At 56.9% G+C, this 26,748-nt stretch carries 26 protein-coding genes and 2 pseudogenes; 7 read left to right on the top strand and 21 right to left on the bottom strand.

Going from position 1 to position 26,748, the window contains the following annotated elements:
* Positions 1 to 349: 349 nt before the first annotated feature.
* The 4 genes and pseudogenes from AC1DW2_RS37000 to AC1DW2_RS36985 all read right to left on the bottom strand — a co-directional run bounded on the left by AC1DW2_RS37000 (position 350) and on the right by AC1DW2_RS36985 (position 1,952).
* Entirely contained in the window at positions 350 to 523 is a 174-nt protein-coding gene (locus AC1DW2_RS37000) for a hypothetical protein (protein ID WP_354098628.1), read from the bottom strand.
* Positions 524 to 691: 168 nt separating this feature from the next.
* Positions 692 to 1,346, bottom strand: a pseudogene (locus AC1DW2_RS36995) (dTDP-glucose 4,6-dehydratase); the annotation flags it as partial.
* A gap of 132 nt (positions 1,347 to 1,478) precedes the next feature.
* Positions 1,479 to 1,670, bottom strand: a complete 192-nt coding sequence (locus AC1DW2_RS36990; protein WP_477008434.1) for a hypothetical protein — start codon at positions 1,668 to 1,670, stop codon at positions 1,479 to 1,481.
* Positions 1,671 to 1,811: 141 nt separating this feature from the next.
* On the bottom strand, positions 1,812 to 1,952 hold the full coding sequence (locus tag AC1DW2_RS36985) for a hypothetical protein (RefSeq protein WP_477008433.1): 141 nt from the start codon (positions 1,950 to 1,952) through the stop codon (positions 1,812 to 1,814).
* A 544-nt stretch (positions 1,953 to 2,496) separates the two neighbouring features.
* Between AC1DW2_RS36985 and AC1DW2_RS36980 the strand changes: the two genes are divergently transcribed.
* The 3 genes from AC1DW2_RS36980 to AC1DW2_RS36970 all read left to right on the top strand — a co-directional run bounded on the left by AC1DW2_RS36980 (position 2,497) and on the right by AC1DW2_RS36970 (position 4,043).
* A complete protein-coding gene (locus AC1DW2_RS36980) occupies positions 2,497 to 2,652 on the top strand; it encodes a hypothetical protein (protein ID WP_354098631.1) in 156 nt (51 codons plus the stop codon).
* Between the two features lie 635 nt (positions 2,653 to 3,287).
* Entirely contained in the window at positions 3,288 to 3,572 is a 285-nt protein-coding gene (locus AC1DW2_RS36975; RefSeq protein ID WP_477008432.1) for a hypothetical protein, read from the top strand.
* 48 nt (positions 3,573 to 3,620) lie between these two features.
* Positions 3,621 to 4,043 (top strand): hypothetical protein, encoded by a 423-nt coding sequence (locus AC1DW2_RS36970; protein WP_477008431.1) that lies wholly within the window; start codon positions 3,621 to 3,623, stop codon positions 4,041 to 4,043.
* Between the two features lie 654 nt (positions 4,044 to 4,697).
* Here AC1DW2_RS36970 and AC1DW2_RS36965 read toward each other — a convergent pair.
* Together AC1DW2_RS36965 and AC1DW2_RS36960 are read right to left on the bottom strand one after the other, a co-directional pair.
* Positions 4,698 to 5,360 (bottom strand): hypothetical protein, encoded by a 663-nt coding sequence (locus AC1DW2_RS36965; RefSeq protein ID WP_477008430.1) that lies wholly within the window; start codon positions 5,358 to 5,360, stop codon positions 4,698 to 4,700.
* 37 nt (positions 5,361 to 5,397) lie between these two features.
* Positions 5,398 to 6,135 carry a metallophosphoesterase family protein gene (locus AC1DW2_RS36960; RefSeq protein ID WP_477008449.1) on the bottom strand — a complete coding sequence of 246 codons (738 nt, stop codon included), beginning with the start codon at positions 6,133 to 6,135 and terminating at the stop codon, positions 5,398 to 5,400.
* Between the two features lie 188 nt (positions 6,136 to 6,323).
* Here AC1DW2_RS36960 and AC1DW2_RS36955 point away from each other — a divergent pair, with 188 nt between their 5' ends.
* Positions 6,324 to 6,932, top strand: a complete 609-nt coding sequence (locus AC1DW2_RS36955; protein WP_477008429.1) for a transglutaminase-like cysteine peptidase — start codon at positions 6,324 to 6,326, stop codon at positions 6,930 to 6,932.
* Here AC1DW2_RS36955 and AC1DW2_RS36950 read toward each other — a convergent pair.
* The 3 genes from AC1DW2_RS36950 to AC1DW2_RS36940 all read right to left on the bottom strand — a co-directional run bounded on the left by AC1DW2_RS36950 (position 6,894) and on the right by AC1DW2_RS36940 (position 9,392).
* Entirely contained in the window at positions 6,894 to 8,249 is a 1,356-nt protein-coding gene (locus AC1DW2_RS36950) for a hypothetical protein (RefSeq protein ID WP_477008428.1), read from the bottom strand. The two genes, AC1DW2_RS36955 and AC1DW2_RS36950, sit on opposite strands and share 39 nt — an antisense overlap.
* Before the next feature lie 149 nt (positions 8,250 to 8,398).
* On the bottom strand, positions 8,399 to 8,713 hold the full coding sequence (locus tag AC1DW2_RS36945; RefSeq protein WP_354098637.1) for a hypothetical protein: 315 nt from the start codon (positions 8,711 to 8,713) through the stop codon (positions 8,399 to 8,401).
* A 76-nt stretch (positions 8,714 to 8,789) separates the two neighbouring features.
* Positions 8,790 to 9,392 (bottom strand): hypothetical protein, encoded by a 603-nt coding sequence (locus AC1DW2_RS36940; protein WP_477008427.1) that lies wholly within the window; start codon positions 9,390 to 9,392, stop codon positions 8,790 to 8,792.
* 278 nt (positions 9,393 to 9,670) lie between these two features.
* On the opposite strand from AC1DW2_RS36940, the gene AC1DW2_RS36935 reads away from it, so the two are divergent.
* The 3 genes and pseudogenes from AC1DW2_RS36935 to AC1DW2_RS36925 all read left to right on the top strand — a co-directional run.
* The gene (locus AC1DW2_RS36935) at positions 9,671 to 11,107 is read left to right on the top strand and encodes an undecaprenyl-phosphate glucose phosphotransferase (protein ID WP_477008426.1); all 1,437 of its coding nucleotides are present in this window, start codon (positions 9,671 to 9,673) and stop codon (positions 11,105 to 11,107) included.
* A 150-nt stretch (positions 11,108 to 11,257) separates the two neighbouring features.
* Positions 11,258 to 12,439, top strand: coding sequence for a polysaccharide biosynthesis/export family protein (locus AC1DW2_RS36930; protein ID WP_477008425.1), 1,182 nt, complete (start codon positions 11,258 to 11,260; stop codon positions 12,437 to 12,439).
* A gap of 188 nt (positions 12,440 to 12,627) precedes the next feature.
* A pseudogene (locus tag AC1DW2_RS36925) lies at positions 12,628 to 12,744 on the top strand (transposase); the annotation flags it as partial.
* A gap of 205 nt (positions 12,745 to 12,949) precedes the next feature.
* On the opposite strand, the gene AC1DW2_RS36920 reads toward AC1DW2_RS36925, so the two are convergent.
* The 12 genes from AC1DW2_RS36920 to AC1DW2_RS36865 all read right to left on the bottom strand — a co-directional run.
* Positions 12,950 to 13,303 carry a hypothetical protein gene (locus AC1DW2_RS36920; RefSeq protein WP_477008424.1) on the bottom strand — a complete coding sequence of 118 codons (354 nt, stop codon included), beginning with the start codon at positions 13,301 to 13,303 and terminating at the stop codon, positions 12,950 to 12,952.
* A gap of 736 nt (positions 13,304 to 14,039) precedes the next feature.
* A complete protein-coding gene (locus AC1DW2_RS36915) occupies positions 14,040 to 14,783 on the bottom strand; it encodes a hypothetical protein (RefSeq protein WP_477008423.1) in 744 nt (247 codons plus the stop codon).
* 10 nt (positions 14,784 to 14,793) lie between these two features.
* On the bottom strand, positions 14,794 to 17,088 hold the full coding sequence (locus tag AC1DW2_RS36910) for a polysaccharide biosynthesis tyrosine autokinase (RefSeq protein ID WP_477008448.1): 2,295 nt from the start codon (positions 17,086 to 17,088) through the stop codon (positions 14,794 to 14,796).
* Between the two features lie 227 nt (positions 17,089 to 17,315).
* The gene (locus AC1DW2_RS36905; protein WP_477008422.1) at positions 17,316 to 17,996 is read right to left on the bottom strand and encodes a hypothetical protein; all 681 of its coding nucleotides are present in this window, start codon (positions 17,994 to 17,996) and stop codon (positions 17,316 to 17,318) included.
* Between the two features lie 68 nt (positions 17,997 to 18,064).
* Positions 18,065 to 19,537, bottom strand: coding sequence for an O-antigen ligase family protein (locus AC1DW2_RS36900; protein ID WP_477008421.1), 1,473 nt, complete (start codon positions 19,535 to 19,537; stop codon positions 18,065 to 18,067).
* Positions 19,537 to 20,520 (bottom strand): NAD-dependent epimerase/dehydratase family protein, encoded by a 984-nt coding sequence (locus AC1DW2_RS36895; RefSeq protein WP_477008420.1) that lies wholly within the window; start codon positions 20,518 to 20,520, stop codon positions 19,537 to 19,539. The genes AC1DW2_RS36900 and AC1DW2_RS36895 overlap by 1 nt, the downstream gene beginning before the upstream one ends.
* Positions 20,521 to 20,524: 4 nt before the next feature.
* On the bottom strand, positions 20,525 to 21,598 hold the full coding sequence (locus tag AC1DW2_RS36890; protein ID WP_477008419.1) for an ABC transporter substrate-binding protein: 1,074 nt from the start codon (positions 21,596 to 21,598) through the stop codon (positions 20,525 to 20,527).
* Positions 21,599 to 22,161: 563 nt separating this feature from the next.
* A complete protein-coding gene (locus AC1DW2_RS36885) occupies positions 22,162 to 22,647 on the bottom strand; it encodes a VOC family protein (protein WP_477008418.1) in 486 nt (161 codons plus the stop codon).
* Positions 22,622 to 22,861, bottom strand: coding sequence for an acyl carrier protein (locus tag AC1DW2_RS36880; protein ID WP_477008417.1), 240 nt, complete (start codon positions 22,859 to 22,861; stop codon positions 22,622 to 22,624). Before AC1DW2_RS36880 ends, AC1DW2_RS36885 begins: the two co-directional genes overlap by 26 nt.
* Positions 22,862 to 22,910: 49 nt before the next feature.
* Positions 22,911 to 24,044 carry a hypothetical protein gene (locus tag AC1DW2_RS36875; RefSeq protein WP_477008416.1) on the bottom strand — a complete coding sequence of 378 codons (1,134 nt, stop codon included), beginning with the start codon at positions 24,042 to 24,044 and terminating at the stop codon, positions 22,911 to 22,913.
* A 1-nt stretch (position 24,045) separates the two neighbouring features.
* Positions 24,046 to 25,485, bottom strand: a complete 1,440-nt coding sequence (locus AC1DW2_RS36870) for an MBOAT family O-acyltransferase (protein ID WP_477008415.1) — start codon at positions 25,483 to 25,485, stop codon at positions 24,046 to 24,048.
* A gap of 44 nt (positions 25,486 to 25,529) precedes the next feature.
* Positions 25,530 to 26,748: HAD-IIIC family phosphatase (locus AC1DW2_RS36865; protein WP_477008414.1), on the bottom strand; the 1,219-nt coding region annotated here is incomplete at its 5' end.

The following is a 26,748-nucleotide window of genomic DNA, read 5'->3' as shown; positions in this document are numbered from 1 at the left end:
GACGTCGTGTCAGTAAATGCCGAACGCCTGGTGGTGAATGCCTACAAAATCGTTGAACGCCGGCGGGACAAGTTTGACAGCCGCGTGTCGTGAGACGGTTCCAAACTTTGACGCAGCGCCTACACGCGGTTGGTAGGGCACACCTATCGGCGCGAGTACGGACGGCGCTCAATTCATGACGGTGCACCTGGATCCTGCGGCCAACAGACCGGTGACCCACAGCCCAGCGCCACGAAAGGGATGTCGAGGATGAGCCAAAGAAGGTCGATGACGAAGTGCATCATTGACGCGGCACCGACGCACAGAACCGTCGGCCGTTCCACTTCAATTGGATTCGTGACCGCGTCTGTCAGCCTTGCTTGGTGGCCTTCGATTTGAGCGACAGGCCAAGGCGCAGCGCCATGCGTTTGATCGCGTGGGGCGACCGGCCGAGCTGCTTTGCCGCCTCTTCCAGCGAAGTAGAAGTCCTGGCCAGCTCCATCAACCTACGGTCTTCCTTGAATGACCAGGGCTTGCGCGCCATATCCGAAATGATCCTCTCGCAGATACAAGACAAAGCCGCCAAACGGACCCATGTCGCTCGACGGCTTTGCTTGGGTGGGGCCGGGCTTGGGGGAGCCCGGTGCGGAGATGGATAGGCGATCGGTGAGAGTTCGCAACAAGCAACGCGGATTAAGCTAACTGCTCAACCTTACCGGGATGAAATCGGTGCGTGGCGCTCCGTATAACCACGGAAATTTCGTCGCACGAGGCCGATTCGTGTGTGCCGGTAGCCGCGATCGAGAATGTTGCCACCATGTCCGGCTGTCGCAGAACCAGCGGACTGCCTTCGCGAGCCCACTCTCAAAAGTCTCGCGCGGCCGCCATCCGAGTTCGCGTTCGATTTTGCCGGGGTCCATGGTATAGCGAAGGTCGTGGCCGTGCCGATCGGCCACGAAGTCGATGAGGCCGCGGTGTAGAACTGCGGGCCGGGCAAGAATTTGTCCACTGCCGCACTTGAGCACGAGCGTCAGCGCTTCCGTGTGGTCGGCGACATGGTGCCAGTCGCGGACATTGCTGTCGTCGCTATAGACCGGCAGCGGCTGCCAGTCCGTGCTGATTATGTGTGGGTGATAGGACCCGTAATTGTTCGAGCAGTTGGTCACCATGGTGGGAAGCTCGTAGGTCTCCCGCCAGGCGCGAACGAGATGATCGGGCGAGGCCTTGCTTGCCGAATAGGGCGAGTTCGGCGCATGGCCAGTCTGCTCGCTGAAGAGGCCGCTGGTGCCGAGCGAGACGAACACCTCATCGGTCGAGGCGTGAAAAAAGCGGAAGCTGGCGCGCCTCTCCGGCGTCAGCCGCCACCAGCGGGCGTCAAGCTCGAAAATTGCTCCGGCGTGTTGACGGGGTGCCGAAGATCGTGGCTCCGTGCCCACGCGCGGCGGCCTGGTCCAGCATCTCCGGCAGGCGGTTGCCGTAGAAGATGTTGTCCCACAGCACTAGGGCGACGGGGTCCTTGCAGAACTGGCGCGGTCGACGATGAAGGCATCCGCCAGTCCACGCGGGCTGTCCTGATGGGGATAGGAGAAGCACAGGCCGATCTCAGAGCCGTCGCTGAAATAGCAGCTGTCTTGCTGCGTCGTGATGATGAGGGGACAGGCAAAGAGCTGCTTCGGCACCACGGCGGTCATCGGATAGAACCCCATCCCGGCCAAAGATAGTGCCCTTATGTGACCTCAAAGCCCAAGCGAATGTCTGCCACGTGATAATGCATAAGTCAGTGCATGCCAGCTAGCTCTGGCAGCCGGTAGACATGGCCATCATGACAGACTTTACTGCACTTGGCCTGTTCGGACGATCGTAATGACGTGAACGAAGGCCGATTCCATCGCAATCGTCACGCTGGTCTTGGCGGCCCAAACATGGCCGGGCCCGGCCCGCGCCGGCGGCGAAATGTCGACGGCAGACGACATGGCTCTTTCTCCCGACAGTCTGATTCCTCGCGAGGAATGGAAACGCAGGGTCGGCGATGCACGTAAGCGCGCCGAGCAGGTGCCGCGGGACTGGCGGCTCAACCGACCCGCGGCGCATGGTCGAGCCAGATCCGCCGGAGAGGATAGCCACCAGCGCGTGCTAAGCGACGACACGTTGCAGCCAGGGGGATATCGTCTCGACAGACAAGGGGTCTTGGCGCTTCGGTCCGGCACCGACGGACAGAATGCGGACTTCGTGCCGATAGTTCCGCGCGCTAGCTGGCTGGCGCGAAATTTATTTCTCCGTTGCACCCACCTTTAAAATTCATACCGACTGATACAAATTGAGCCGTCGCGCGTAAAATTGTCACTTGCAACAATCTTAGTCGAGAATTGATCCAACTATGACGCGTGCGTGCAGCGGCATCGCGTCGGCGAATTTTCTCTCGATGTTCGCTCTTCGCTCATCTCGTGATGACACTCGTCACGAGATCGTCGAATTCGTTCGGATATCATCGCACAAACGAACAGTGCGAATACGCAGATGCTTCAAAAGGCCCGGGCGGCATTGCCTTTCAGTAAAATTCGAGAACGAGCGTTCGAAGGCGCGTTCCTCAGCGTGGCGTTGATCGCTATGGCGGGCTGGATCTATTTCATCACCCTGTTGCTGGTGAGATTGGTCCTATGGTTTCTCAGTTGAACGAACGCGTATGACCGATCCTCAAGCAGATTGCTGCCCAAGATTTCTCACGCCTGACAACCAAATCAGCAGTAGTCATCATCATGTCGACACAACTGCACGATGAGAATGATGAGTCTGGGAGAAGCGTTCCGCAAATGAAAAGATTTTCCGATGACACCAGTCTTGATCGTGATCTTGATCTTCTTCGCCGGCTTCGGTGTTGGCTACGCCGCGCGTGCGTGGCGATCGCGAAAGCGCAAGCACATGCGCCAACTCTACGCACCCTATGGTTCCTCCACATCCCGGCCGGCCACTCGGCGCGCATTTTGACGATATGCAATCGGAGCGAGATTTAATTATTGACGGGCCGAGAGAGTGGCTGGCGGAACACATCTGGTATGACCGAGGTAACCATGTTCGGTTAGGTTAAATCGCGGCCGCCGTTGTCTGCCGGGTTGGTGGCTGGCTAGGTTTGCGCCCGGATTTTGTAGGCCATTGATTGCCACCTTGCGCTGTTGAGTTGGGATTTGAGTTGATGATCTGGCTCGTTGCGTTGGTCATACCGGTTGCGGGTGGACCGCTGTTCGTCTGGGTCTATGGCCGTCGCCTTGGCTCGTTAAGCGGGCCGTGGATCTCGGGAGGGGTAGCGAGCCATGACTGACCTCAGGAATAACGCTCCGCGGCGATATTTCGTTGATGCAGGCGGGCAACGCGTTTTGATAGGGTTGACTCTCGAAGAGACCTTCGAATTCGAACGGCTCGATAGCCAACCGGTCGGCAATCCGGAAAATAGCTCCGTCGTACGCGACGAAGACATCCTGTGGCCCGTTACCGGTGAGCAGCGTTGGCAAGAGCTGTACGCCAAGCACGAAGGTGCATGGAAGGCATGGATAGCTCAAAACCGCGGTGAGCGGCCCGCAGGCTTTAGCCTTTATTAACCATCTGGACCCATTTTCTGTCTGGCTCCTCAATCGGAAAATGCACGTATGTTCCAGCTGTTCCTGCGGGCCCGTACCCACAATTTTCTGAGAGACCGCATTAGGGGAGAGGCGGAGTTCCGCGCCCGGTCCCCCGAGCGCGACGCCGAAACCGATCAGTCCCGCATCGGCGCCATCATGACCGCAATCGAAGACGCTTTGCAGGCCGCCGAGCGAGAGCAATCGGGCCTGAACCGGCGGGTCGAGGACGTGCTGGCACGCGCGGCCGTAACGCTCGGCAATGGCGATGACGAATATCTGGAGCGTGAGGCCCTAGATAATCATCATCAGGACCTATTCGATAGGGAAATCCAAAATGGCCAGCGCCGCCTGAAGGAACTGGGTTCTTCCATTGCTCACTACAAGCTCCTCAAAGCGGAGGTGTTGTGCCGGTTTCCCGATTACAAGCCTGGTGTGAGGGAAAGCCGTTAAGCCTTATCGGTCATAGGACGCGACCTAGGACTCGTCGCTCCACTGCATAAAGCAGTGTCGCAGCAAAATGTAACTGCTGAGTGTAACAGTCGTGCATCCCAAAAATGCGCACGACAGCAATTGGACCGCATACATCAAAATCACCTCGTTCTACGAACGAGATTACGCGGTTCCGTTTAAATGGAACCTAACGGCGGCGCCAAGTCGGCGACCATACTAGTAGACCAAGACCCCGTGGGGGTCCAACGGGTTCATATAGCGCACATAAGTTCGTACTGGCCCGTAATAATAATGAGGCTCATCCTTCGTACGGGGATCGAACGTATAGGGATAAGCCTGTTGAAGCGACTTGTGCCGAATCTTGACTACGGTCGGACATCCGCAGCGCGGACCGCAATATGGATTTGGACCCCGGTCAATGTAAGGAACGCGCGTTGCATGCTTCACCACAGGGATCGCGTAGTCGGCAGCAGATGACGGGGTCACCAATGTGGATAAGCACCAGATGAGCGCAGCTAATCCAAATATTGATCGCATGGTAGGTCCCCCAACTGGAGTAGATCTTAGACGTTCTGCGAGGAACGAGCAATATCCCCAAAAGCCAGCTGTGGAGCCGACCCGCTCCGCGACATCTACGGCACCTGCCCGCTCCAACTAGCCGCTTAACGCTCTGAGACGTGCGGGATCGACGGTCCGAATCGCCCCCTTCAAGAACTCTTTGCCCCGGCTGGAGGCTTGCCGATAGGCCGACACTAGCGCCTGCGTCTGATCCGGTTGCCGCGTCAACATGAGACGTACATCACCCTGGGCCAAGTCCCTTAGATCTGGGCTGGCAAGGGCATCAAATTGAGTGACTGCAGCAAGTCTCAAGGGCATCAGTCGCGCGTCGCTCGGCGCAGTGAAGTAGCTCATTTTCAACGATTCGATTGCTGCAGGTCCGTCGGGGTCTTGCCCGGCCTCCAGCACCGCCAATGCTAACCACAATTCGGCATCATACGGCGCCAAGGAAAGAGCGTGCTTGAGATGCGAACGGGCAAGTTCGCTGTTTGCTCGAATCCCGTGATCGGCTCTCGCCTGCTGGATCGCCTGTAGTGCCAGAACCAGCGCCTGGTTGCCTTCAAGGTCGGAGCGCAACGGTGAGATCGTTCCGATCCATTCGACTGGTGCGTTAGAGTTGAGATTGATCTTGGTTGGATCCTTTGGGAAATCCGGCCGATTCAAAGCCGTCATTTCCGCGGCTCCTGATGCGATCCCGAAGCAGCCGACCGCTGCGGCAAGGGCTAATATTAGGGCACGAATTCTGGTTGTTGAATTCATCAAATCTCCCAAGAGAAAACGGCATGCCATGCGTCAACTAAAGAGCGAGCATACTGTCGTCCTGAAGGGCTAAAAGCGTTAGATTGCCCGTAGCATAAGCGCCAGTATCGATGTTTATTCGGTTCGGCCGTATGTCTGGCTGCTGGACGGGGGTGTGGCCGTGGACGATGTATTTTCCGAAGTTCTGATTGCTTTCGAGAAATTCTTCACGGATCCAGAGCATGTCCTGCTCTTGTTGTCTTGCCAAGGCGACGCCAGGCTTGACGCCCGCATGCACGAAAAAGAAATCGCCGCATACGAAGCGCGCGCGCAGGCTCCTCAAAAAATACAGCTGACGGACCGGAATTGCCTGCGATAATTGCCGAATGAGTTCGTCTTGTTCAGCCGGATCTGGATTGAGAGAGGGGCTAAGTCCATATGACGCCAAGGTTTGGAGCCCGCCATATCGTTTCCAGTTCTGAAGCTGCGAGGGGGCGTTCAGTACGTCCAAAAGGAAGGTCTCATGATTGCCTTTCAAAAACACCGATTCATGCTTCATGCCACGTTCGATCAGCAGTTCGATGGTTCGATTCGAGTCAGGTCCTCGGTCAATGTAGTCTCCGAGGAAAACGTGGATTGCGCGCCTCGATCCTATCGTGGTGAGATCGCGGTCGATTACGGTGAACATTTGCTGGAGAAGATCGGCGCATCCATGAATGTCGCTTATCGCATAGATGCGAATGCCCTCCGGCAGAATCGGCTTTCGCGTCCGATTTCTCGATTTCGACAATCTCATCATCTGCCGAACTTGGCGGCCTTTTCGTCTTCCGGCGTCAATCGCTCGAATAACTGCGTTGAGCGCACATAGTAAACGGAATCGCAAGAATCTGCTTGGCTTTTGAGTCCATTTGGCGGGCGAAATGCCGCAGAATTTCAAACTCTTGAGATTAGCTTCCTAGCCAATAAGCATGCGGGGAGCAACCAATGCGTAAAATCACAACTTTGGCTCTGGGGGTTATCGCCGCCGGTCTCATTTGGTTCGAGCCGGTCCATGCGGGACTTCTGGGAATGCCGATGGGGCTTCAATCCGCAATCCAGCGCATTAAGCTCGAGACCCCAACCCTTCCGCCAATGGCATATACGCAATTCTGCCTGCGGTATCGGGACGAGTGCCGCACACGGCCGATGTTTCGGGGCGGGCCGGTTCGGCTGACCGAGGATCGATGGGGGGATCTGAAGGAAGTCAACCAGATCGTTAACCGGGAGATCGCCCCCGAGAGAAATGAGCTCGGCTTGGCCGGCGAACAATGGGTGATCAACCCAGCGCGCGGCGATTGCAACGACTATGCAGTCAGCAAGCGGCATGAATTGCTGGCGCGTGGCTGGCCGGCGCGGGCCCTGCTGTTGAGCGAGGTCGTCGTCAATTCCGGCGAGCATCACCTCATTCTCGTTGTCCGTACCACGAACGGAGATTTGGTGCTCGACAATATGACCTCTCAGATCAAGCCGTGGTCGCGCGTCCCCTATCGTTGGGTGCGCATGCAGATGCCCAACTCAAAGCTTTGGACGACGATCGTAAGCAGCAGGGTCTAGGTGGCCTGAGATTGAGCTGGTTCGTCCTGTGCTTTGCGCAAGGCCTAGGCCGATCACCGCGGCTAGCATGATCTGGGCCGTCGGGTTCAACATGCTTACGTCGACAAAGCTCTCGCAAAGGGCGACAACCACGATAGCGGCCGTCGCGGACGCGAAGAACGAGTCCCGTCCGCGCCCGACGGCGCCGCACAAGGCGAATAAGAAAAGCTGAAGCGTAAACCCTGCAAGAATTGGCACGGCGACGCGTCCCCATTCGATGGCAACCAAAACTGCGGTCGAAGGGGCGGCAAGCGTGCTGCCAGCACCATAATCTTGATAAATCCGCGCGACCCGTGCGAACGTACCGACGCCACTTCCGGTCCAGGAGCTATCGGACATGGCGCGCCGCGCCACGGCGAGAGATGCCTGATCGTCGTATCTAACGAAGTCCAGGAGATCAACGAAGGGAGTGGATTGTGCCAGGGATAGCGTTGCCACGGCCGCCATTGCGATCAGGACCGCTGCCAAGATTGCCGATGGCCAGGGCCGGAAACCGAGGCGGCGGGCAGTCGCAACGAAAAGCATGGTAGCGAACCCAAGTCCGGTCAGCCCAAACAGCATTCCCTTTCCAAACGCGGCAAAGGAAGCAAGGGAAACAACGATTCCCGTGATGCCGAGAGCAATGCGCAAGAGCAGCGGAGCGCTCAAGGGGAGGACGGCGCCGGCGCGGTTTGAATATCGCTCCATTGCCATGGCAATCATTGCACTGTTTCCCAGTGCCGCAATGACGGCAGCCACGGCAAAGGAATGGCTATTTGACCTGCCGATGTCCGGGACGGCTGTCGCGAGAAACTCGATCTGATGACCGGCCAAGCTCTCAAGCGCAAGGAATGTCGCTGCGCCCGTCACTGTAAGCAGAAGGATTTCTGCCCGTTTTCGATCTCTGGCGATCACGAACGTTGAGATGATCAGTGATAACACGGTCAAATACCACGTCAGGCTGCGCAAGGTGCTTCCCGGATCGATGCTGATCCGGCTGGCCAAAAAGGGGTCATTTAGTGCGACCGCTGCGGTGGGCCAGATGGGACTGGTAAGCGATGCAATTGGAAGTGGAACGATTTGAAGGATCATCCATACGATGGGGAAAAGCACTGCCCAAGCAAATCTGCGGAGCGTCGCAGCGGCGGTGATATCCGCCGGGCTCGCCTCAGTGGCGACCGACGCCAGCATGATCGGGGCGAGCAAATACAGGGTGTGCTGGATGAAGATGTAGCTAATGAATGGTGCGGCTGGAGTTGCGGCTAACAGTGCGATCAGAAGGGAAAAGGCGATCGACAATTGAAGACTTCAAAATGGTTAGGGAGGAGCGCGAGCGGGCGACGATTCGCAAGTCGATTTAATATCGCATGCGGAGACAGCGCCGCCAAACGCCTTTTGCCGGCACCTTGAGCCAGTCGGTTGCGTCTACGGACGCACCGGCAGGCCATTTACCGTCCGGAGTGGTCGGCCGACATTCGTCTGTAGAGTGCGGCTACGGATGTCTTGCGAGAAAACGTTTGTTTCCGCGAATAACGGGCGAGCAACGTGGTCTGCGCCAACAGGCCGAAAGCATAGCCGGTTTGCGGGGCGAATCCCATCAGAAACCCATATCCGCACGCAGCAGCTATTCCTGCACCAAACGATAGCTGGATCAGGAACGTGACAATGACCGCGATCAGGCTGAAAGGCACAAGAATCCACACGCGAAAACGCCAAGCGAGGACCGCACCAGCGAGAAATAGGAATATGGCAACTGGGGTCATTGTGTGTCTCCAGCGCCACCATTCCACCTACTTTCCTAAGGAACCCTCAACACGTTCCCGAACAAGTCGCCTTTCCTCATCGTGCAGGACAGCTCTCGGTTAGCAATTGGTAAGCAACAGTAAGTCCGCCGATCGGGACCGTTCCGCGGATCGAAGTAGACTTTCCCTCAATTTCGATAGAGAGCTCGTTAGCCTGTTGCCAATCACGGGTTGCGAACTCCGCGGCGTTGCGAGGCAACAACAGAGCTTGGCCAGCCTGCACGACGGGTGCATTAAACACCGCAATTCGGCCATTCCCAGATGTCAGGGTGACCTTCGGCTCGCCGCGCGGCATCCGCTCTAGGATGATGAGAAGGACTTCGATGCCTTGCCGGCCGCATTGGAGGCTGAGGCCCGCGAGCCCAATGTCGGACCTCTTCACATCAGCAACGTGCATAATAGAGACCGCGTCCGGTCCGCCTGACGGGTTGCTGGTCTTGACCAGCTGCCACCCTCCACTAAGCAGGATGATGTTGCTGCCGTTGCCCACCTCTTTAGACACTTCGGTATCGCATTCTCGCTGCCGATCGACTCCGACCCCGGTAACGCATCCCCGCGTCCCGGAGTTGGTCTGCTCTGATCGCGCGTTCGGAATTGAAAGCAGCGCGATGATGGCGAGGGCGCAATGGAGGCTCTTCATCGAAACTCGGACTGACATTTTAAACCGTGACTTGACTCCCTGCTCACTTTTTTGGCACTAGCAGGCGCCCTTTTCAAATTTGAATTAATGCATCGCATTATTTTATTGCAATGCAATATTACCGATGATCTGCTGGTGGGTGCAAAGTTCAATTAAGCATTGGCATTGTCAAGGAGGCGATCTTGTTCCCTCAGAGCTCAATCTCGACCCGTCCGACAGACGGTCACCGCGCGCCGGACGCGCCGGCGTTATCGGGGGATACAATCGATAGTGCTCGGTTGGTTGAAGATCTGCGGGACCGCCGGATCGGCATTAAAATCCCTTATTCCGCTCTTGCACATCTGGTCGCGTCGTTTGACGCCGCAGTGATCCTGTTTGCGAGCGTGGTTGGGACTGGACTGTACCAAATTCTTGCCAAGAGCAGCCTTGATCACCTTGAGCCAGTGCTCGGGGTTGGCCCCGTTGCAGCATTGCTCTATGTGCTGATTGGCTACTCGACCGGGTTGTATGATCTTCGTGCCGCGCTTGCGAAGAAGCGAAGGGATTCGGGCCGGATCTTCGCGCAATGGACCCTAGTTATTCTCTTGCTTACCTCGTTGGCTTTCTTGATGAAGAGCGGTGCCGTATACTCTCGCGGCTCTGTCATCTTCGTAAGTCTGCTTGCGCCCTTTCTACTGATGGGTTGTCGGCGGTTTGCCAAACGCATCGTGGCCGGTGTGGTTGCTGACGGGCAGGTAAAGGGCCAGCGCGCCGTCTTGCTGGGCACTGGCGAGGAATTGGCCGCGCTTGGTTTCGAAGAATTGCTAGGAAAATATGGCTTTACGGAAGTCGAGCGCGTGGCGTTCCCGGCTGGAGGAGGAGGCGGCTTTGCGATGAGCGCGGGCGAGGCCACAACGCTAGAGCACGCGATCGCGGTCGCACGCATTCGAGGGGCCGAAGCAATCGTTTTGGCATTTCCTTGGAGCGATACCCGCAAGGTCGAACTCGTTCGCGATGGGCTTAGGATCTCGCCGCTTCCGGTTCGATTGCTGCCGGACCGCCGAATCCGCTCGCTGGCGGGCAATCCCTCGTTCAGATTGCAGAATTCACTTTCGGTGGAAATTCAGCGGGGACCGCTGTCGCGGGCGGAGCAGGCATCCAAGCGCCTGCTCGATATCGTCGGAGCCATCATCGGGCTGGTCGTGTTCGCTCCCTTGATGATTCTGAGTGCGATCGTCATCAAGTTGGACTCACCTGGACCGGTGTTCTTTCGGCAGAAGCGCAACGGCTTCAACGCTAAGGAGTTTTCCATCTTCAAGTTCAGGACGATGACCGTCATGGAGGATGGTGCCACGGTAGTCCAGGCCAAGCGGTTTGATCCGCGGGTCACTAAGTTTGGACGGCTCCTCCGTCGAAGCAGCATCGACGAGGTTCCCCAACTCGTTAACGTTCTGATGGGGGACATGTCGCTGGTCGGGCCAAGGCCGCATGCGCTGGCGCATGATAACCACTATGGCAAATTGCTGTCGGATTATGCGTTCCGGCACCACGTCAAACCGGGCATTACCGGCTGGGCCCAAGTCAAGGGCTATCGAGGCGAGACCGCCCTCGTGGAGCAAATGAAGGGACGGATCGATTGCGACCTCTGGTACATTAATAACTGGAGCCTCGCGCTTGACCTTAAGGTCCTCATGCTCACCTGTTTGGAACTTACAAACCGCCGGAATGTGTATTGAGCCTGTCTGTCTGGGGCACCGTGCGCCCTGTAACTGCAATGCAACATCTTCAGGTTATCGTCGTTGCGACCGGCGTTTTGGGTCCGCTGTTCGTTGACTCGTTTGGGGAATTCGCTGAGTTTGCGGACTGATAAATTGGGGACTTGGGTGGTGTTGAAGCGGGGCTTCGTCCTGGTGGGCATACTTTCGGCTGTTCTGCTCAGTTCGGCGGGGTGTTCGATCATGCCGATGTCGGGTCCTGAGGACCACGTCATCAAGAGCGAGCAGACGGTCAATGGCCCGGAATATGGGCTGGTGAAGCTAACCCCCACGGTCGTCGATATCGTCAGGGAGTACGGTCCTGGTGCCATTGCTGGATCCTTCCCGGACAATCGCCCGCCGCCATCCATTAAATTCGGCATTGGCGACGTCGTAGCAGTATCCATTTTCGAAGCGGCCGCGGGCGGCCTGTTCATCCCGGCCGAGGCTGGCGTTCGCCCGGGTAACTTTGTTTCGCTGCCAAACCAAAATGTCGATTCGGCCGGATTCATCACCGTTCCGTATGCGGGTGCGATCAAGGCGAATGGCCGTACGCCAAGTGAAATTCAGCAGGATATCGTCAAGGCGATTGGGAATCGTGCGATCGAGCCGCAGGTGGTGGTGTCGCTGATCACCCAAAATACGTCGCTCATCAGCGTCCTCGGTGAGGTCAATGCGCCGACACGTCTCACCGCAAACGCGGCCGGCGAGCGTATACTGGACGTCATCTCGCGGGCCGGCGGCCCGAAGGGACAGGGCTGGGAAACCTGGGTGACGCTTGAGCGTCACGGAAAGCGCGCCACGGTTCCCTTTGGGGCCTTGGTTTACACCCCTATGAACAATATTTGGGTGCATCCCGGCGATACGATTTATGTCTATCGCGAGCCGCAGATCTTCTTGGCCTTTGGTGCGTCGGGCGCGCAGGGGCAGTTCCCGTTCGACATGTGGAAAATCAACATGGCGCAGGCCATGGCCAAGGCCGGAGGCCTGCTGGACGCCCAAGCCGAGCCCAGCGGTGTCTACGTTTACCGACGGGAGCCGCGGGAACTCGCGGAGCGGCTGGGTGTGGATTGTTCCAAGTTCGTCGGTCCCACGGTGCCGATCGTCTACAACGCGGATTTCAGGGATCCGGCTGCCTACTTCCTTGCGACCAAATTTGACATGCGGGACAAGGACGTGCTGTTCGCGGCCAATGCGGCAACGGTTGATACTGCCAAATTCCTGCAGTTCGTTCGTGTCGTGATCGCGACTGCCAACGACACGATTGTCACAGCGAACAACGCGCAGATCCTCAAGATCACTTCGAGACAATAGTGTAGTGAATCGTCCGTGAACAATCTTTGGGTTTGAGGCGGTTTGAGATTGCAGGGATTGGGAGGTTAAGGCCATCAGCCCCTGCGATTTTAGTTTCCTTGTGCTGCGGACCGTGATTCTGTGACGCATCCGAGGGGATGATGCGGCGAAGAAACACAACAATCGAGTGACCTTGTTCCCGGGCGCGGCTGGACCAGATCATCAACATGAAGCACGAACTTTTTCTGCTCGCCGGCAAGATCGATTGGGACTGGATCGACCGCGAGATCGCTCCGCTCTACAGCGATAAGGGCCGGCCCGGGATAGGCGGATAGGTGACGCGCGGCCGCCAAATGATCCGCAGGACTGGTGTCGTTCCAAAAGTTATCCCACGTCTCGTAGGTGCCGAGCGGACTCAACCTTGCGGATCAACTCTGTGGTCACAACGGCGCGCGCGTAACAACGCGGACCTCGTCCCCAAGGCAACCCTAGTCTAACGTGCTTTGGGTGACGCCCGGACCGCGGTCTTGCTCAATGCTTGCTCGGTATCCCAGCCGCCGGCTCCAGCCGACGAATGTCTAAGCGCGTAATGATCACATGAGTATGCGAGTCTCCATCGAAGCTTGCGAAATAGAATCGCCCTTCAGGATCCCATGCATCGTATCCCGTATGCGCGTTAAGGGAGGGGTCCAGGCCGGCAAAATTACAGAGGGTTTTGGTGGTTGCTGTGCGCAGGTCAAACGCAAACAGAGCGCCTGCCTTGCCATCGGATTGAAAACTTGTGCCGATATAAGCCGTGTTTCCACTAGGCGCGACATTGAACAACCAAACAAGGCTAGTTTTGAAGGTCGAGCTGCCCAAAATACGACCAGGACGGACCATCATCGTTGAACCTGTAAGTGTGACCCTTGTCGTCTGAGAAGAAGCAGTGCTTTCCCGCGTCGATACACTGACCAACCTCAAGAGCCTGCGGGATTTTCAGCGGCCAATCCTTGCGCTCGCCGAATCCCGTTTCGGGATCGTAGTAGAAGACGTGCGCGAAAACTGAGGGGCTGTCCGGGGTGCTTGCTGCCGGTTATCTACGCACATGACCCGACCGGAATAGACAAAATGCTGGTCATAAATACCTGGCCTGCCCAAGCGGGTTGTTCGGCCGCTGGACACGTCGTAGCGGAAGATCTCGCCGGTGGGTACGCCTGCGGCATAAATCACGTTTCGCCGAGGATCAGAGGCAAGCGTTACAACGTTGCAGGCAAGCTCTTGCGATTGGCATTTGCCATCAACGTCTTCCCTACGCGGTGGAGGCTTGTAGGGAATAAATCAGCTTTCTAAGGCAATCTGATGTTGACCGTTAAACGCGCGTAGTTTCCTGCTGGGCAATGTCATTCGATCCAGATGCAGGACGCAAACGGGGGCGCCTTAACGCCAAGGTCGAAATTCTAGTTCACAGCAGGGATCGCGACGGTTAAGCCTTCAGACGCAAAGCGCGTTCCAATTGCAAACGAGAACCTATTCGCACGGTGGAAAGACCTGCAACACTTCGTCGAAATTTGACATCAGCGGCACTAGAAGAAGTGGCTGAGTCTTATTGGCGCCCGAGACAGGATCGTTTCGAACGCCGCTAGTATCGCCAGGGCCTGAACTCGCGGGGCTCCACGCCAGGAATATCGGCGAACAGCCCTTCACCCCTCAGTGCGCGGTCCAATTGAAGGCGAAAATCTAGTCTCACTGTTGCAAGGCCGGCCAAGAGTACATCGTGGTGTCTCCATCCGGCTCCTTTTAACACCTTCACCGCGTCCCGGATCAGGCCCGTTCGGACCATGGCTACAAATTCCTTGCGGGCGCTCTCCTGCAGGTCAGCTGGAAGGACGTCATAGATGGCCAAGACATATGGGCTGCGCAAAGCGATCCAACCCTCATACGGTGCGAGGCGATACGACATCCGCAATTCGTCAAGATGCTCGCTGACCTGGCCGCCCTGATTGATCGCACTCCAATACTCGATGAACCATAAGAGCCCATCGGTCGGGACGCAGCTTAGGGCTTTTCTTACAGACGAGCGAAGCGAGCTTAGGCGCTCATTTGCAAGGCGCGCATCAAGGGAGTTTACCGCCATCTCATAGAGACGCAGGCGGATGATCGCCGCCGCCCTGATTTCGCGAGGGTTACAGGCTGCCCGATTCTCGGCTCTAGCCAATGCAGTTTCGGCAATTGGATTACGCCCAAATGCGGTCCCGGAGAGAACCGCGCTTGCAATGTTGTCCAACTGCACGTCCTGAGTTGGACTAAAAAAAAACAGCACGGCCCAGCCTGCTGAAAAGAGGGCGATGAGTACGAGGATCGATCTGCCAACGGCATTGGCCATTCGCAGCCGGTTAGTCCACGTACCCGTATCGCGAGTAATATTGGTTGCGGTAATAGCCTCCGCTGTGCGTATCGTAACGGCTCATGGCGGCGACGTTCACCTTATTGAGAACCGCGCCCAGGAGGCGCTCACGAACTATTGGCGTTTCTTGGATGACACGCTCGACGACATCGACCTTCGATTTCGCCCATTCAATAACCAAAATGTACGAGTCGGCTAACGTACCTGTCGCGCGCACGTCAATAACCGGCGCCAACGGACTGAGGTCCAAGATGATGCGGTCATATTGCTCGCGCAAATCCTGAAAGAACTTTTGCATTTGCATGGAGGCTAGCAGGTCGCTCGAGTTCGAGAAACGTGAGGCTACCACGCACGGCAGGAAATGCAGATTGGTCTGCGGATCGACCCAGAGCGCGTCCTTTAAGTTTATCGTCCCGAATACGACCTCGATAAGACCAACGTCTGCCGAACGACCAAGACGATGGGTCAGACTTGGATTACGAATGTCGCCATCAATGAGAAGGGTGCGCAGTCCGCTCTGCGCCGTGGTTTGAGCCAAAGCCTCGCTCACTGTCGATTTCCCTTCGTTGGGAAGAGCCGAAGTGATCGCGACGACCTTATGAGGTGAGCCATAGTTGCTCAGATCGGTCGCCAATTTGATCGAACGAAATGCTTCTGCGAACCGCGAAAATGGCGAATTGATCGCGAAGCGCCCAACGCTGTCGTCAATCGCAAGCTGCCGGCCGCCGGGGCCGGTCACGTGAGTCGATCCCGCCTCCATGACCCGGCTTGGCTGGCCGGCGGCAACAGTCGGACGAGAGCCCGGCCGCGAAGTCGGCATCCAATCGCGCGGGAACGGCAACCATTCCTTGAGGCGGCTCAGCGAGCCCTTTGCGGTCTGGTCTGCTTCGAAACTGACGATCGGGACAGAGGCGAGACAGTTGGTCTGGAGTAGCCTTTCGACCTGATGGACGGTCCGGAAGACGCGGTCGAGCATTTCAAGGAAGATCGCCACCAGACCCGCAAGAATGCCGCCACCGACGATACCCGCTAAGAGAACCAAGGCCGTCTTGGGGGAGGTCTTCGGTGTAGATAGCGCAGAGGCCTGAGTGATGACCCTTGCCTCCGTTATCGGGAAAGATTGCTGCTGCACCGAGACCATGTAGAGCTGCAGGAAATTATCGGACAAGGCGCGGGCGCTTTGCGCGTTGCTTTCCAAATCCCTCAACACGATCTGGGCCTGGCTCGTATCATTTGATACGGCAATCGTATCGTTGAGGCTCTTTTGGCTCGCTTCCTCGCGAGCGTTGGCAATCGCAAGATCGCTCTTGTAGGCCTCCGCCGTCCGGCGAAGCTCATCCAGGATGGAACGCCGGATCTCGCGCATCTGGTTGCGCAGGTTCACAACCGCCAAATGCGTTGGGCCATATCGATTGGACCAGTCTGATGCCTTAGCAGCGTAATCAAGATAGGTTCCGCGCAGCTTGGTAATGACCGGATTGGCCATTGAATCATTGACGGTCGCCAAATCATTCAAAATGACCTGAGGGTCGCTCTCGTCAGCATTCAGAATTGCAGTGATCCGTTGCAGCTTGGCCTCCGCCTCCGCCCGCTTTCCGCGGGCCTCGGTTAGACCGCTGTTGATCTCGGCGAGTTGCTGCTCAGTCAGCAGGCGACCGCCGGCGTCCACGATATTGTTCTTGGCCTTGTAATCGGCCACCGCGCGTTCGGCGGAGGAGGCCTGGGCGCGAAGCTCCTTCAGGCGATCCTGGAGCCATACTGCGGCACGGCGCGAGGCTTGGTATTTCGATTCAAGGGTGTCGGTAATGTAATTCTCTGCGACCGCGTTTGCGATTTGTGCTGCCAGATCAGGCGATAGCGATTGGTATGATATTTCGATGACGTAACTTTGGGCGACGCGCTTGATAGTCAGCCCGCTCACAATGCGTCCAATCGCCGTTCGCATGAGCCCGTCATCGGAAGGCTTCTCTTCCGGAAAAAAGCTTGCGAGGAGCTGGGTCACTTGGCTTAAGAAACCCGCGTCCTCGCGCATAAATACCGTCGAATCCAAGAGCCGCAAGTCCTTGATGACCGCCGAGGCAATGGTCTCGGATTTCAGAACTTCGACTTGGCTATCGACCATGGCCGTGTCGATCGGATTGTCTCCCGCTGCTCCGACTTGCGTCTGCAGACCCTGCATCTTACGGCTGTCCATCAGAAGGACGGCGGTGCCGGTGTAGCGCTTGGGCGCGGTCAATAGGTAAACGCCCGCCATGCCAAGGCAGAGCAGTACCGTGATGATCATCACCGGGTATTGCCGACTGATCAGGCCAAGGGCTACAGAAAGGGTGTGCTCATACGACGCCGAATCGTTGCCTTGGATTTGCGTCGAGGCATGAGAATTTGAAGGTCGTGTTTGAAGCATCCGGCCCGTCTACCCTGAGTGATGTTCGTCGCGGCTACTCAAAGTCAAGCGACCGTATCCGAACGCCGGAAAATTCGGATAGATCGTTGAAGGAAGGCCCAAAGCCCTCAGCACGAACCTGAGACGGTACAGACGATCGTCGTGGTCGTTCCGCCCGCTGAGCCCGCACCGCCTGCGCTTGAACTGAAATAATTTGTCGGATTGTTGGACACGCTGTTGGCGACAAAAGTTTGAAAGGACGAGCCGGTACCCGATGTTCCGCCCGTCGCTGACGTTTGGCCGCCGACGCCGCCCGAGGAGCCGGTCGTGGCGCCCGAGAGAGCCACGCTTCGGGTTGGATCGTTTCCGGTGAGGGCCGCGTATTGCGCGTTGGCATCAGCCGATCCGGTGGCACCAAGGTCGCTTTGGATTTCAAGGGAAAACGTCAGATCGGTCGTCTTGCAGACGTTGGCTGCCTTTCCGAGGCCCGTCCCGATAGCCTTCTGGAGGGCAGAGGCCGAAGCCCCCTTGTTGGTCAGATCCTTCAAAATCGCCAACACCGCAGGAAGCGCCTGAGGATAGGACGCCACGAAGGTTTGTACATCGGCGGCCACGTCATCCGGGCTACGAGGTCCATTTGACCCTTCGAGCAACGAGGACGGATTGGTGGTAAAAGCAGCTGCCTTTTGTGCGGTATCAGGATCGTTCACGCAAGCGGCGAACGCGCCTTCGGGCAGGGATAACGCAACCGCACAAAACATGGCTGAAAAGATCAGCTTTGACGACACCCACCGTCCCGCAATGCTCATAATTCCAACCTCTTCAAACCCGCCTAATCCAGTGTTTTTAAAGGAAAATTAGGCAAATGTACAGCGGCTCATGACTTATTGGAAGGATAGGTTAACAACTTTGCTCTATTCGAAAATGATTGAGCCATGCCCATGCCCAAAATGGGGCAGACCGCCAGAGCAAAGCCCGAAACTTGCAGCGGAAAATCAACTTGCGAATGAAGGATCGCCAATAAGCCAATCCAAAAGGCCGCGGTCGGCAGGATCGCGTCACGATTACGCCCCAACATTCCTCGGAACAGCACGACTAAGGAAGCAATCCAACCGATCCCTAAGATCAAGGCAAAGGGAACGCCCATTTCAGCGGCCACTTCGAGCGTCGAATTATGGGCCTGCTCCCATACTCCATAGGACGGAATATCGCCGCTTCGATATTCGGGAAAGACCCAACGAAAGGTCCCCAGGCCAGAACCGAGCCAGGGAAAGTCTCGGATCATTTCCATTGTCGATACGTACGCCTGCCAGCGTCCCGAATCGAAGAATCCTTGCACCCCGAATTTCTGGTTGACCATGGGTGCAAGGATCGAAATAGCGCCGACAATCAAAAACATTGCCGCAATCGGAAAAGCCCAGACGAGTCTCCGCTTCCTTAGTCCTCGGCGAAAATATGTTCCAATCGCCCCGGCCAGACAAAACAGCGATAGGACGGATCCTGCGCGCGATCCTGTCAGCATCGTCGTGGAAAGCATTGCAAAGCACGCCAGCAGATAAAGGGTTCTTGGTGGCGAGAAGGTGTGCAGGCGAGACCTGATCACCTCGCGCCACGGAAGCGGCGGTCCGGAGGACCGATCGCTGCTCATCTTAGAAAAGACCAGAACCCACCCAATGGTTGCGGCCCCGAAATAGCAAGCGGCAACATTCGGATTGATGAAGGTTGCAGTGACCGAGCCTAAATAGTTGTACTTCCGGTGCCAAAGCAAATAGTCCGGCCAGAAGATGTGGGCAATCAGTCCATAGCTGGCGTAGGCCAAGGTCGATCCCAAAAATGACACCAGCAAAAGGCGGGCGGCGCGCCGGTCGCGGCCAACAAGATACCCGCACAGCATAGACAGGAGGCAGGCGATCTGTGATCCGGCCGAGAAGAAGGGCTGATTGAGGGTTACGGAAATCGAGCCGTTCAATTGCTCACCCAGGATTGTGGAAGTCTGCTCCCAGATTGGGGCCATCGGTCGCTGCGACAGCGGTGACGTGAGACACAATTGTTCGCTGACGACGAATGCCCAAGACAAAGAGATCGCCGCAAATCCGCAGAGGAAAGCAAGGTCTCGCGAGCTAATCGCCTGCGGGACGGTCAGCAAAAGCACGGTAGAAAGCAACAATACCCAGACCGCAACAATCCGCATATCCATCGACGCGAAAGGAAGCGGCGCCAGGGCAACCAGGACGCAGAGCCCTGACGTCGCCAACATGGCAGGATAGCTGGGTTTCTTTTCGTTGCCGACTGTAGGAACATCAGCTCTGTTCTGGATCGAAGATCGTTGGTCGCGATCAAGAAGACCCATCAATCAAAGTCCTTCAGAGCCGACCCGCGTCTCCATTCGATGAGCGAGCTTTCCAAATCGTAAGAAAACTTGAAGCCGCTTGTGACGAGTCGTTTAGGCAGAATGTTCGTCGAGAACCATAGCTTCCTTACGCGGTCCCGATTGATGCCCGTCTTGAGGCCAGCCGACTGCAAGGCTTCAAAGGGAAGTACGGCGAGATTCATGAACCAGATTGGAATGGTCAGCCGCGGCTTTTTGTAGCCAGCGATCCGAGAGAACGCAGCGCAGATTTCGCTGATTGTGTATCTGTGCTCAAACGAGAAATTATAGATGCAGACACCGTCGTTCTGGCTCGACATGAAGATCATGGATGAGACAAGATCTTTCACGTAGCCGCACGATTTGATCGTGTCTGTCCGCCCCGGATAGACGAAGGCATTCCGTTCCATCATCCGCGAGAGCCTGGTGAAATTTCCCCGCTCGTGAAGCCCGTAGATGACGGCAGGGCGAACGATCGTCAGCTTCCGATCCAAGGCTTCGGACTGCCAGAGCTGATGGATTTTCTCGGCCGCGAGCTTTGAGCGCCCGTAAGCGCTCACGGGCGCGGGCGTGGCCTCTTCATCGAGCGCTGCTTCGCTTGGTCCGTAGATCGAGATGGAGCTTGTGAAGACTATGTTGCTGCAGCCTATTGCGTTGGCGAATCTGCAGACGTTCACCGCCCCTAGGACGTTCGTATAATAGTAATCACCGTCCGGGTGCCCAGGCGTAACGTGGATCGCAGCCAGGTTGAAAATGTCGGTGGGGCTCCCGTCCGATATGCCGGAATCGATGGTCTCCCGCACATCGTGGTGCAGGTATTCGACGCCGGCTACATTGGCCCTGGGCTGTCCGATGTCGATCGACACGACGCGCTTATACCTTTGCGATGCCACGAGGCATGTTGCCAGATGGGTTCCAATGAAGCCTGCGCCGCCAAAAATGATAGCTTGAGTAGCGTTAGACATCTGATCAGGGCTCATCGCGACTTAGATTATTCGCCTCGCTACGATAGGCCTCTCTCAGAACGTCGTAGTTGACGGCGCGAGTCAGATCGACCGGTTCTTGTAGGAGACGTCGCTGCAAAAGCTGCGCATGGAGCACGCGAATGCGCCTCGCGTCCAGCTCACCAAACCTTGTCCCATAGGGGCGCAAGAAACCACGCTGCGCATCCATGAGTCGAGTGATCAGCGGCCGCGAAAGCGACGTATCGCTAGAGTTGGCGATGATGGGAATTGTTCGGTCGTAGTCGGCGTATGCAGCACTCCAACCCGCGGCGGTCGCGAGAACGAACTTCTCGAGACTGCGCCGCTTGCCGAGAGTGCGCTCTTGAACAAAGTAGACCGGTCCTGCGGCGTGCACGCCGTAGGAGGCGGGACTTAGCGTCTTGTACTCTATGTTCCTCCGCGCCAACTCCTGACCTTCAATGTCGAGGCGGCCAAGAAGCACGTCTATCTTCCGGTCCAGCAGATCCTGCAAGGGGTCCTCACTTTCGATTGGGAGGAGCTTGCTTTGCGCCAGGGAGTTCTTCGCAACAAACTCGTAGAGAACGACAGAAAGCTCGGGTCCCCTCTGGTACCCTATTCGCTTTCCCTCCAGATCCGAGGGCCGCAACAGCGTGATGTCGGGCAGGGTAAAAAACTCGATTGGACTTGCCGCATAGCATCCTGCGAAGGCGACAATTGCGAGTCCTTCCGATCGCGCTTTAAGGAACGCCGCGGCCGATGCGACTCCTATGGTATTTTCGTCCGCCGCAACAGCAGCTATCGCATCACCATCCCCTGAGCCGGCTACCATGCGCACGTCAAGGCCTGCCCGCGCGAACAGAGCGTCGGACGCGGCCAGAATCGTTCCAGCCGACGCGGGCGATATGGCGCGGTTGAGTTTGAGCGTGTATTGAGCCGCGGCCGGAAGGTTAGCCCCTTCGCTTGGGGTGGATGTCAACCAAACGAAAAGGAACGTGCCTAATACGCAGGCGAGATTAAACCCGGCAACAACGCGCGGCGTGAAACGAGCCGTATAGGCTCTGTGTCGAACTCTCTTCATCAGTATGTTCGTGCTCGGAACCGAGCCAGTGGATATTTCAGGCGACGCGCTAAACATGCAGGGGAGCGCAAACATAGCGGCCGCAGGAATTTTAGTATAACTCACGGTATTCATACCTAAAGGAAGCCGAGCCCGACCCTACTCCCAACGCTCTCTGTAATCTCTGGTATCCTCCCAAAGGTACAACAATGCAATCGCTGCTCCCAGCATAGCAGACTTGGACTTTGATCGACTGGCCGCAAATGTTGTTGATGATGACGATCTGATCAATGATCTTGGGATTGATAATCTGCGCGCGCGTCATGGGGTTCACCGCGATGCAGGCTCGCCCATCCGGTGTTTTGTGCGGGGCCGCGTACGTTCCAGTCATTCCCTGGAAGACATTTTTTGGTTGTGTAGAGACTCCAACGCCACCAGAGATGGGCGCAGTCGTTCGCCCAAATTGAGCGTGAGTGGATCTTACGGGAAACGTCAGCGCGATGAGCAGCAACCCGAACCTAACTGCTTGCAGTGAAATTTTGCGAACGGTGTTGCTTGTCATCGACTGTCCATCTGTTGGCCGTTCACCGTTCGAGGCGCGAACCAGTATGCAATATTTCGATGAGACCGAAACCCGAAACATGGTGAAATGAAACGTCCTGGCCACCGAATAAAATGGCTGGCGTTGGGGGGCTAACCGTTAGGATCTCCATGCCGGCGGCCGAAAGAGCGGCCAGTGCCGCGTCAGCGTCGGAGCACGTATAGCATAAGTGGTAGATCATGCTGCCCGTCTTCTTGATTAGCATATCGATTGGGGACGGACCATCACCCGGCCAAATCACCTCAATATCAGGCATCGTCAAGTGATGATACATGGCAAGGTTGACCCGCTGGAGGGGATCAAACGCCGAATTCCCTGCTGTATAGCCAAGCGACGCCAGATAGCGAAATGCGTCATCCGGAGAGGCGACAGCCAGGCCGAAGTGATGAAAGGCAAGGTTAGTCAAGGCTGGAGCAATCTCGCGGGATTCCGACACTTCGAGCTCAGATCTTCTTCTGAATGAGCTCAACAAACTCGCCGACGTTCTTCAGTCCGCCGATCTCGGATGCGGAAAACTTGACGCCAAACGACTTCGAGACCGCTAGAACGAGACGAATGTGAGACAGGCTATCCCAGCCGTCAACGTCATCGGCCATGGTCTCCGGCGTCAAGGCGAGGTTGTCCTCATCGAACACGTCGCGGAAGACCGATGTAAGCTTAGCGTAGATTTGAGCTTGATCCATAGTGGATATCCTTGACATCGACGTTTGCGCATCGACCGTTGGTGACTATTCAATGATCGGACGATGCTGCCGTAGCCCGTTCGGGAGCTCGCGATGAAACCTTTGGCTTGTTAGTCTTCTCCTGACAGGCAAAAGAACTCAAGACGCCAGCCAATCTTTCCGACCAGATGTCGGCCAAGTGTCGCTTTGCATGCACCTCGTCAGAGTAATCCAAATCTGCGTCAAGATCGCCCATCGATACTGAGACGAAGTTTGATCGTTCCTTGAACTGCCCGGACAATTCCTGAAGCTTTTGTTCGTAGCCGAGCTGATACGGACTTGCGTCGCGGTGCCACGACGGGATCGGAAGATCGACGAGTACGACCCGCTCTCCCGAATCAAGTAACGACGCAACCGTACTCCTCAGCAGGTCGAACTGCGTCTCGGAAATCCCGCTCTTGAACCCCATGCTTTCCTGCCAATACTCCAGGGCCTTTTTCTTGTCCTGTTCCGACATCACCGCAGCCTCACGTTCAACCTCGGTCCGTTGTGCGGACCGGCGCCCGGTCAGGAGCAGATTAACGCCCGTTCTGGCTTCGCGTGCAGCCTTCTCGACAAGGAGAAGCGGGCGAATCGCCATGACGCCGGCATCCAACCACTTGGAAGGTAGGACCGCGACGGGGCCATTGGCGGTCCGGCGGTAGAAGCCGTATCGGTACTTCTCAATATCGAGGTCGGATTCTCCGCGATTCCGATCGGGATCAGCAAATCTGATGTCGGAATCCGCAAACATCCCATACCAGACGCCAATGACGAACGTATTCGGCGCAGCACTGGGACTGCTCTGCGTCTCGCGCACCAGATCGATGACCTGAGCAACCTCCGATATGTTTGCGCCGCCCATCGCGAGATTGTTGACCTTGGCGCACGCCAGTTTCGGTTGGATGAGCTTCTGAATGAAGCCGACGGCCGTGTTGGAGGCTCCTACGATAAGCACCTTGTTGTCCGGAGTGTCGAGCACGCTGCGCCCAAGGAACACGTACTTCGGCACGGTCATGAACAGTGTACGCTCTGCCACCTGAAAGTCGCGAGGCCCTCCGTGCGAAGGGTCTGGGAACACCAGGAAGGATAGGCCGCCAATCAGAACATAGAGAAACGCGAATGATGCAAAGGTCAGCGCGGTCTGTCGAAGGATATATCTCAACTTAGAACGCCTTGTAGACGAAGTCGGGAGACTTATGGAGCAACGCGGTGACCGCAACGATGACCATCATCTGGCTCGCCAGCGTCAGGTTTCGGCCGACAAGGCTGTCGCGCGCGGTTGCCAGAAAGGCTGGCGCGGTCAGGCGGGGAGCAACCCGATCAGCCAGCCACCAGAACAGTCCAAACGCAAGCGCAATCCCGGCAAACGCAGCCGACATCCCGGCAGGGCCAAGCCGGCCAATCAAGCGCGTGAAATCGGACAATTCAGGCGTCCACAGGCATGTCAAGGCCAACACGAAATAGCTGATTGTGACGCCGCGCGCGAAATAGACGTAGCCCAAAGTCTCGGTCATCGTCCTGTAGCGCTTCTTTCCAAGGCGTTCCGCGCAGGCGACCTGCCACAGCTTGTTGATGCTGGCGCCAGCACCCATTAGCAATCCGTAGACGACGAACACGGCCGTGGTCCCGTGCCAAATGCCCATCACGAGAAACGTGACGAAAAAAGCGAAAACGCCAAGATAGGCCGTGAGCGCGGGCGCAGGAAAGCAAGACATCAGCAGCATGACGAGCGGATTAAATAGATAGAACTTAAACCACTGTGAGAGCGTCATGTGCCAACGTTGCCAAAACTCCAGGAAGCTGCGGGCAGAGAAAGGTTTGTCGAAGTTCTCCGGCAAGGCCTGACCGAGTAGCGCTCCGCTGCCGAGAACTATGTCCATGTATCCGGAGAAATTATAGTACAGATACACGGTGTAGAGCGAAGCGGCGGCAGCATAGAGCATGCACAGCTTCGCGAACGACGGGTCCCCAGCCTGAAGCAGTTGCGGCTTCAGGAACGAGAACGCGTACTCTGCCACAGCGGCGATGATCACAAATTTCGCGTAGCCTGCAACCACTCTGGAAAAGGCCCGGAATACGGTGTCTGCGTCGAGCTTGACAACGGCGATCCCATCTGCGGCGCGAAAGTCCTGATAGCGCTGGATCGGACCGGACACAAAGCACAGAAAATTGCACGTGTAGCGGAAGAATGCGGTCGGCCCGATTCGCTCTTCGAGGTCCCCCGAATGGACATCGACCATTATGTGCAGGATTCGGAACAGGATATAGGACAGCCCGATCGTCAAGTATGGAAAGGGGAGACGACCGAGATCATCGAAGAAGGAAAACCGCTTCAGGAAGACATAGCAGGCCAGAACGCCAAGGACCGCGAGACCCAGCGCAAGCGAAGACTTCCAGACGGAAAGAATCCAGACGCACGCATAGCCCAAAAGCAGAAAAGCAAGCAGGGGCAGGATCTGGATGTAGTCGGTGAGGTAACTGCCGATGAAGATTGCATTGCCGAATCCGAGCACCAGCCTGCGATACCGAACGGACTCGCTGATGTGATAGGCGAGAATGACTCCGGCCAGGAAAGCGAAAAACAGAGGAGATGTGAGGCTCATCGACGGTCAGCTCGGGCGCAAAGGCTTGCGGGAAAAAGGTTGGCTTAAGCAGGCTGCAGCTGCAGTTGTTCACGCTCCACAGTCATCGGCAGGTCGCCGAGTTCTGCATCGGTTTTCAGCTCCCATCGGCTGCTGCCGTCGGAAGCGGTTTCTACCCGCGTAAATCCAAGCTTTCCATAATGTTCGGCGACCATCTCGTTTCGCTCGGTTGGAAGGTAGAGGCCTTCCAGGGTCGAGATGCCTGCAGCGCGTGCACGGAACAAGATCTCAGCGAGCGCCGCCTGTTCGACGCACCGTCCCAGCACTCGGCAGCTCATTAACCAGGTGTCGATCGTCCAGGTGCCCGGGCGGGACGGGCGGCATATGACGACACAAATGATCCCGTTGTCGCCGAACTTATCAAGCAACCGGGCGTGCAGGGTCATTGCATCACCGTCGTGCTCGAATTGTTCGATCTGGGGCTCGGTATAACGGCGAGTGGTCAGATTGAACTGGTTGCTCTTGTTGATCAGCTGTGTAACGCGCGACCTCGTCGTGCGATCGAAGGAGCCGAACACGATGCGCATCTCCAGCGACCGCAGATAGGACTGAAGGTCCGAAGTCTGTCCCTGCAAATTCAAACGGCGGGCGTTTGCCTGATACATTTCGGCCCGCGCGCGATCTTCATCGGAAAAGGCGATCGCCTCAAAATAGCCTGCCGCCGCCAGAGTACGCGCGTAGCCCGCGGGATCGCTGTCGAGTTCGGGAACCGCCACTTCAGGGATTTCGCGCCGGATCAGGCCGCGTTCGACCGGATTGTCGTCGAGGAAAACGAAGGAATCCAGACCAAGCGCCAATTCCTTTGCGATCGCACGTATGTTGGTTGCCTTGTCATCCCAGTTCGCTTGGAACACGGCGATGTGATCCTCCTTCAGGAGCATATCCGGATGCTCCTTGAAGGGACGCCGTGCGATCGCATCCGTATTTTTCGAACTTACGGCCAGAACGACGCCACGTGCACGCAAGGCGAGGGCAAGCTGCTGGACCGACAAGAACGCTTCGCCTGTGGCGTCGCCTTGCGCGATCTGAATTCCTTCAAGTCCATCGTCACCGATGATGCCACCCCAAACCGTGTTGTCGAGGTCGAGCACGAGGCATCGGCGACTCTTGCCGCGCATCGCTCCAATGATCCGGCAGACGTGATCCGCGTAGAGCGGAACGTAATCATCGGAAAATGGCAGTGTCGCCAAATTCCATTGTGCGGGGGAATGCCAGTCTGCAAGG

It is taken from the genome of Bradyrhizobium sp. P3_C3 (assembly GCF_056402655.1).
The sequence above is the reverse complement of the archived record's forward strand: the minus strand, read 5'-3'. Positions and strand labels throughout refer to the sequence as shown.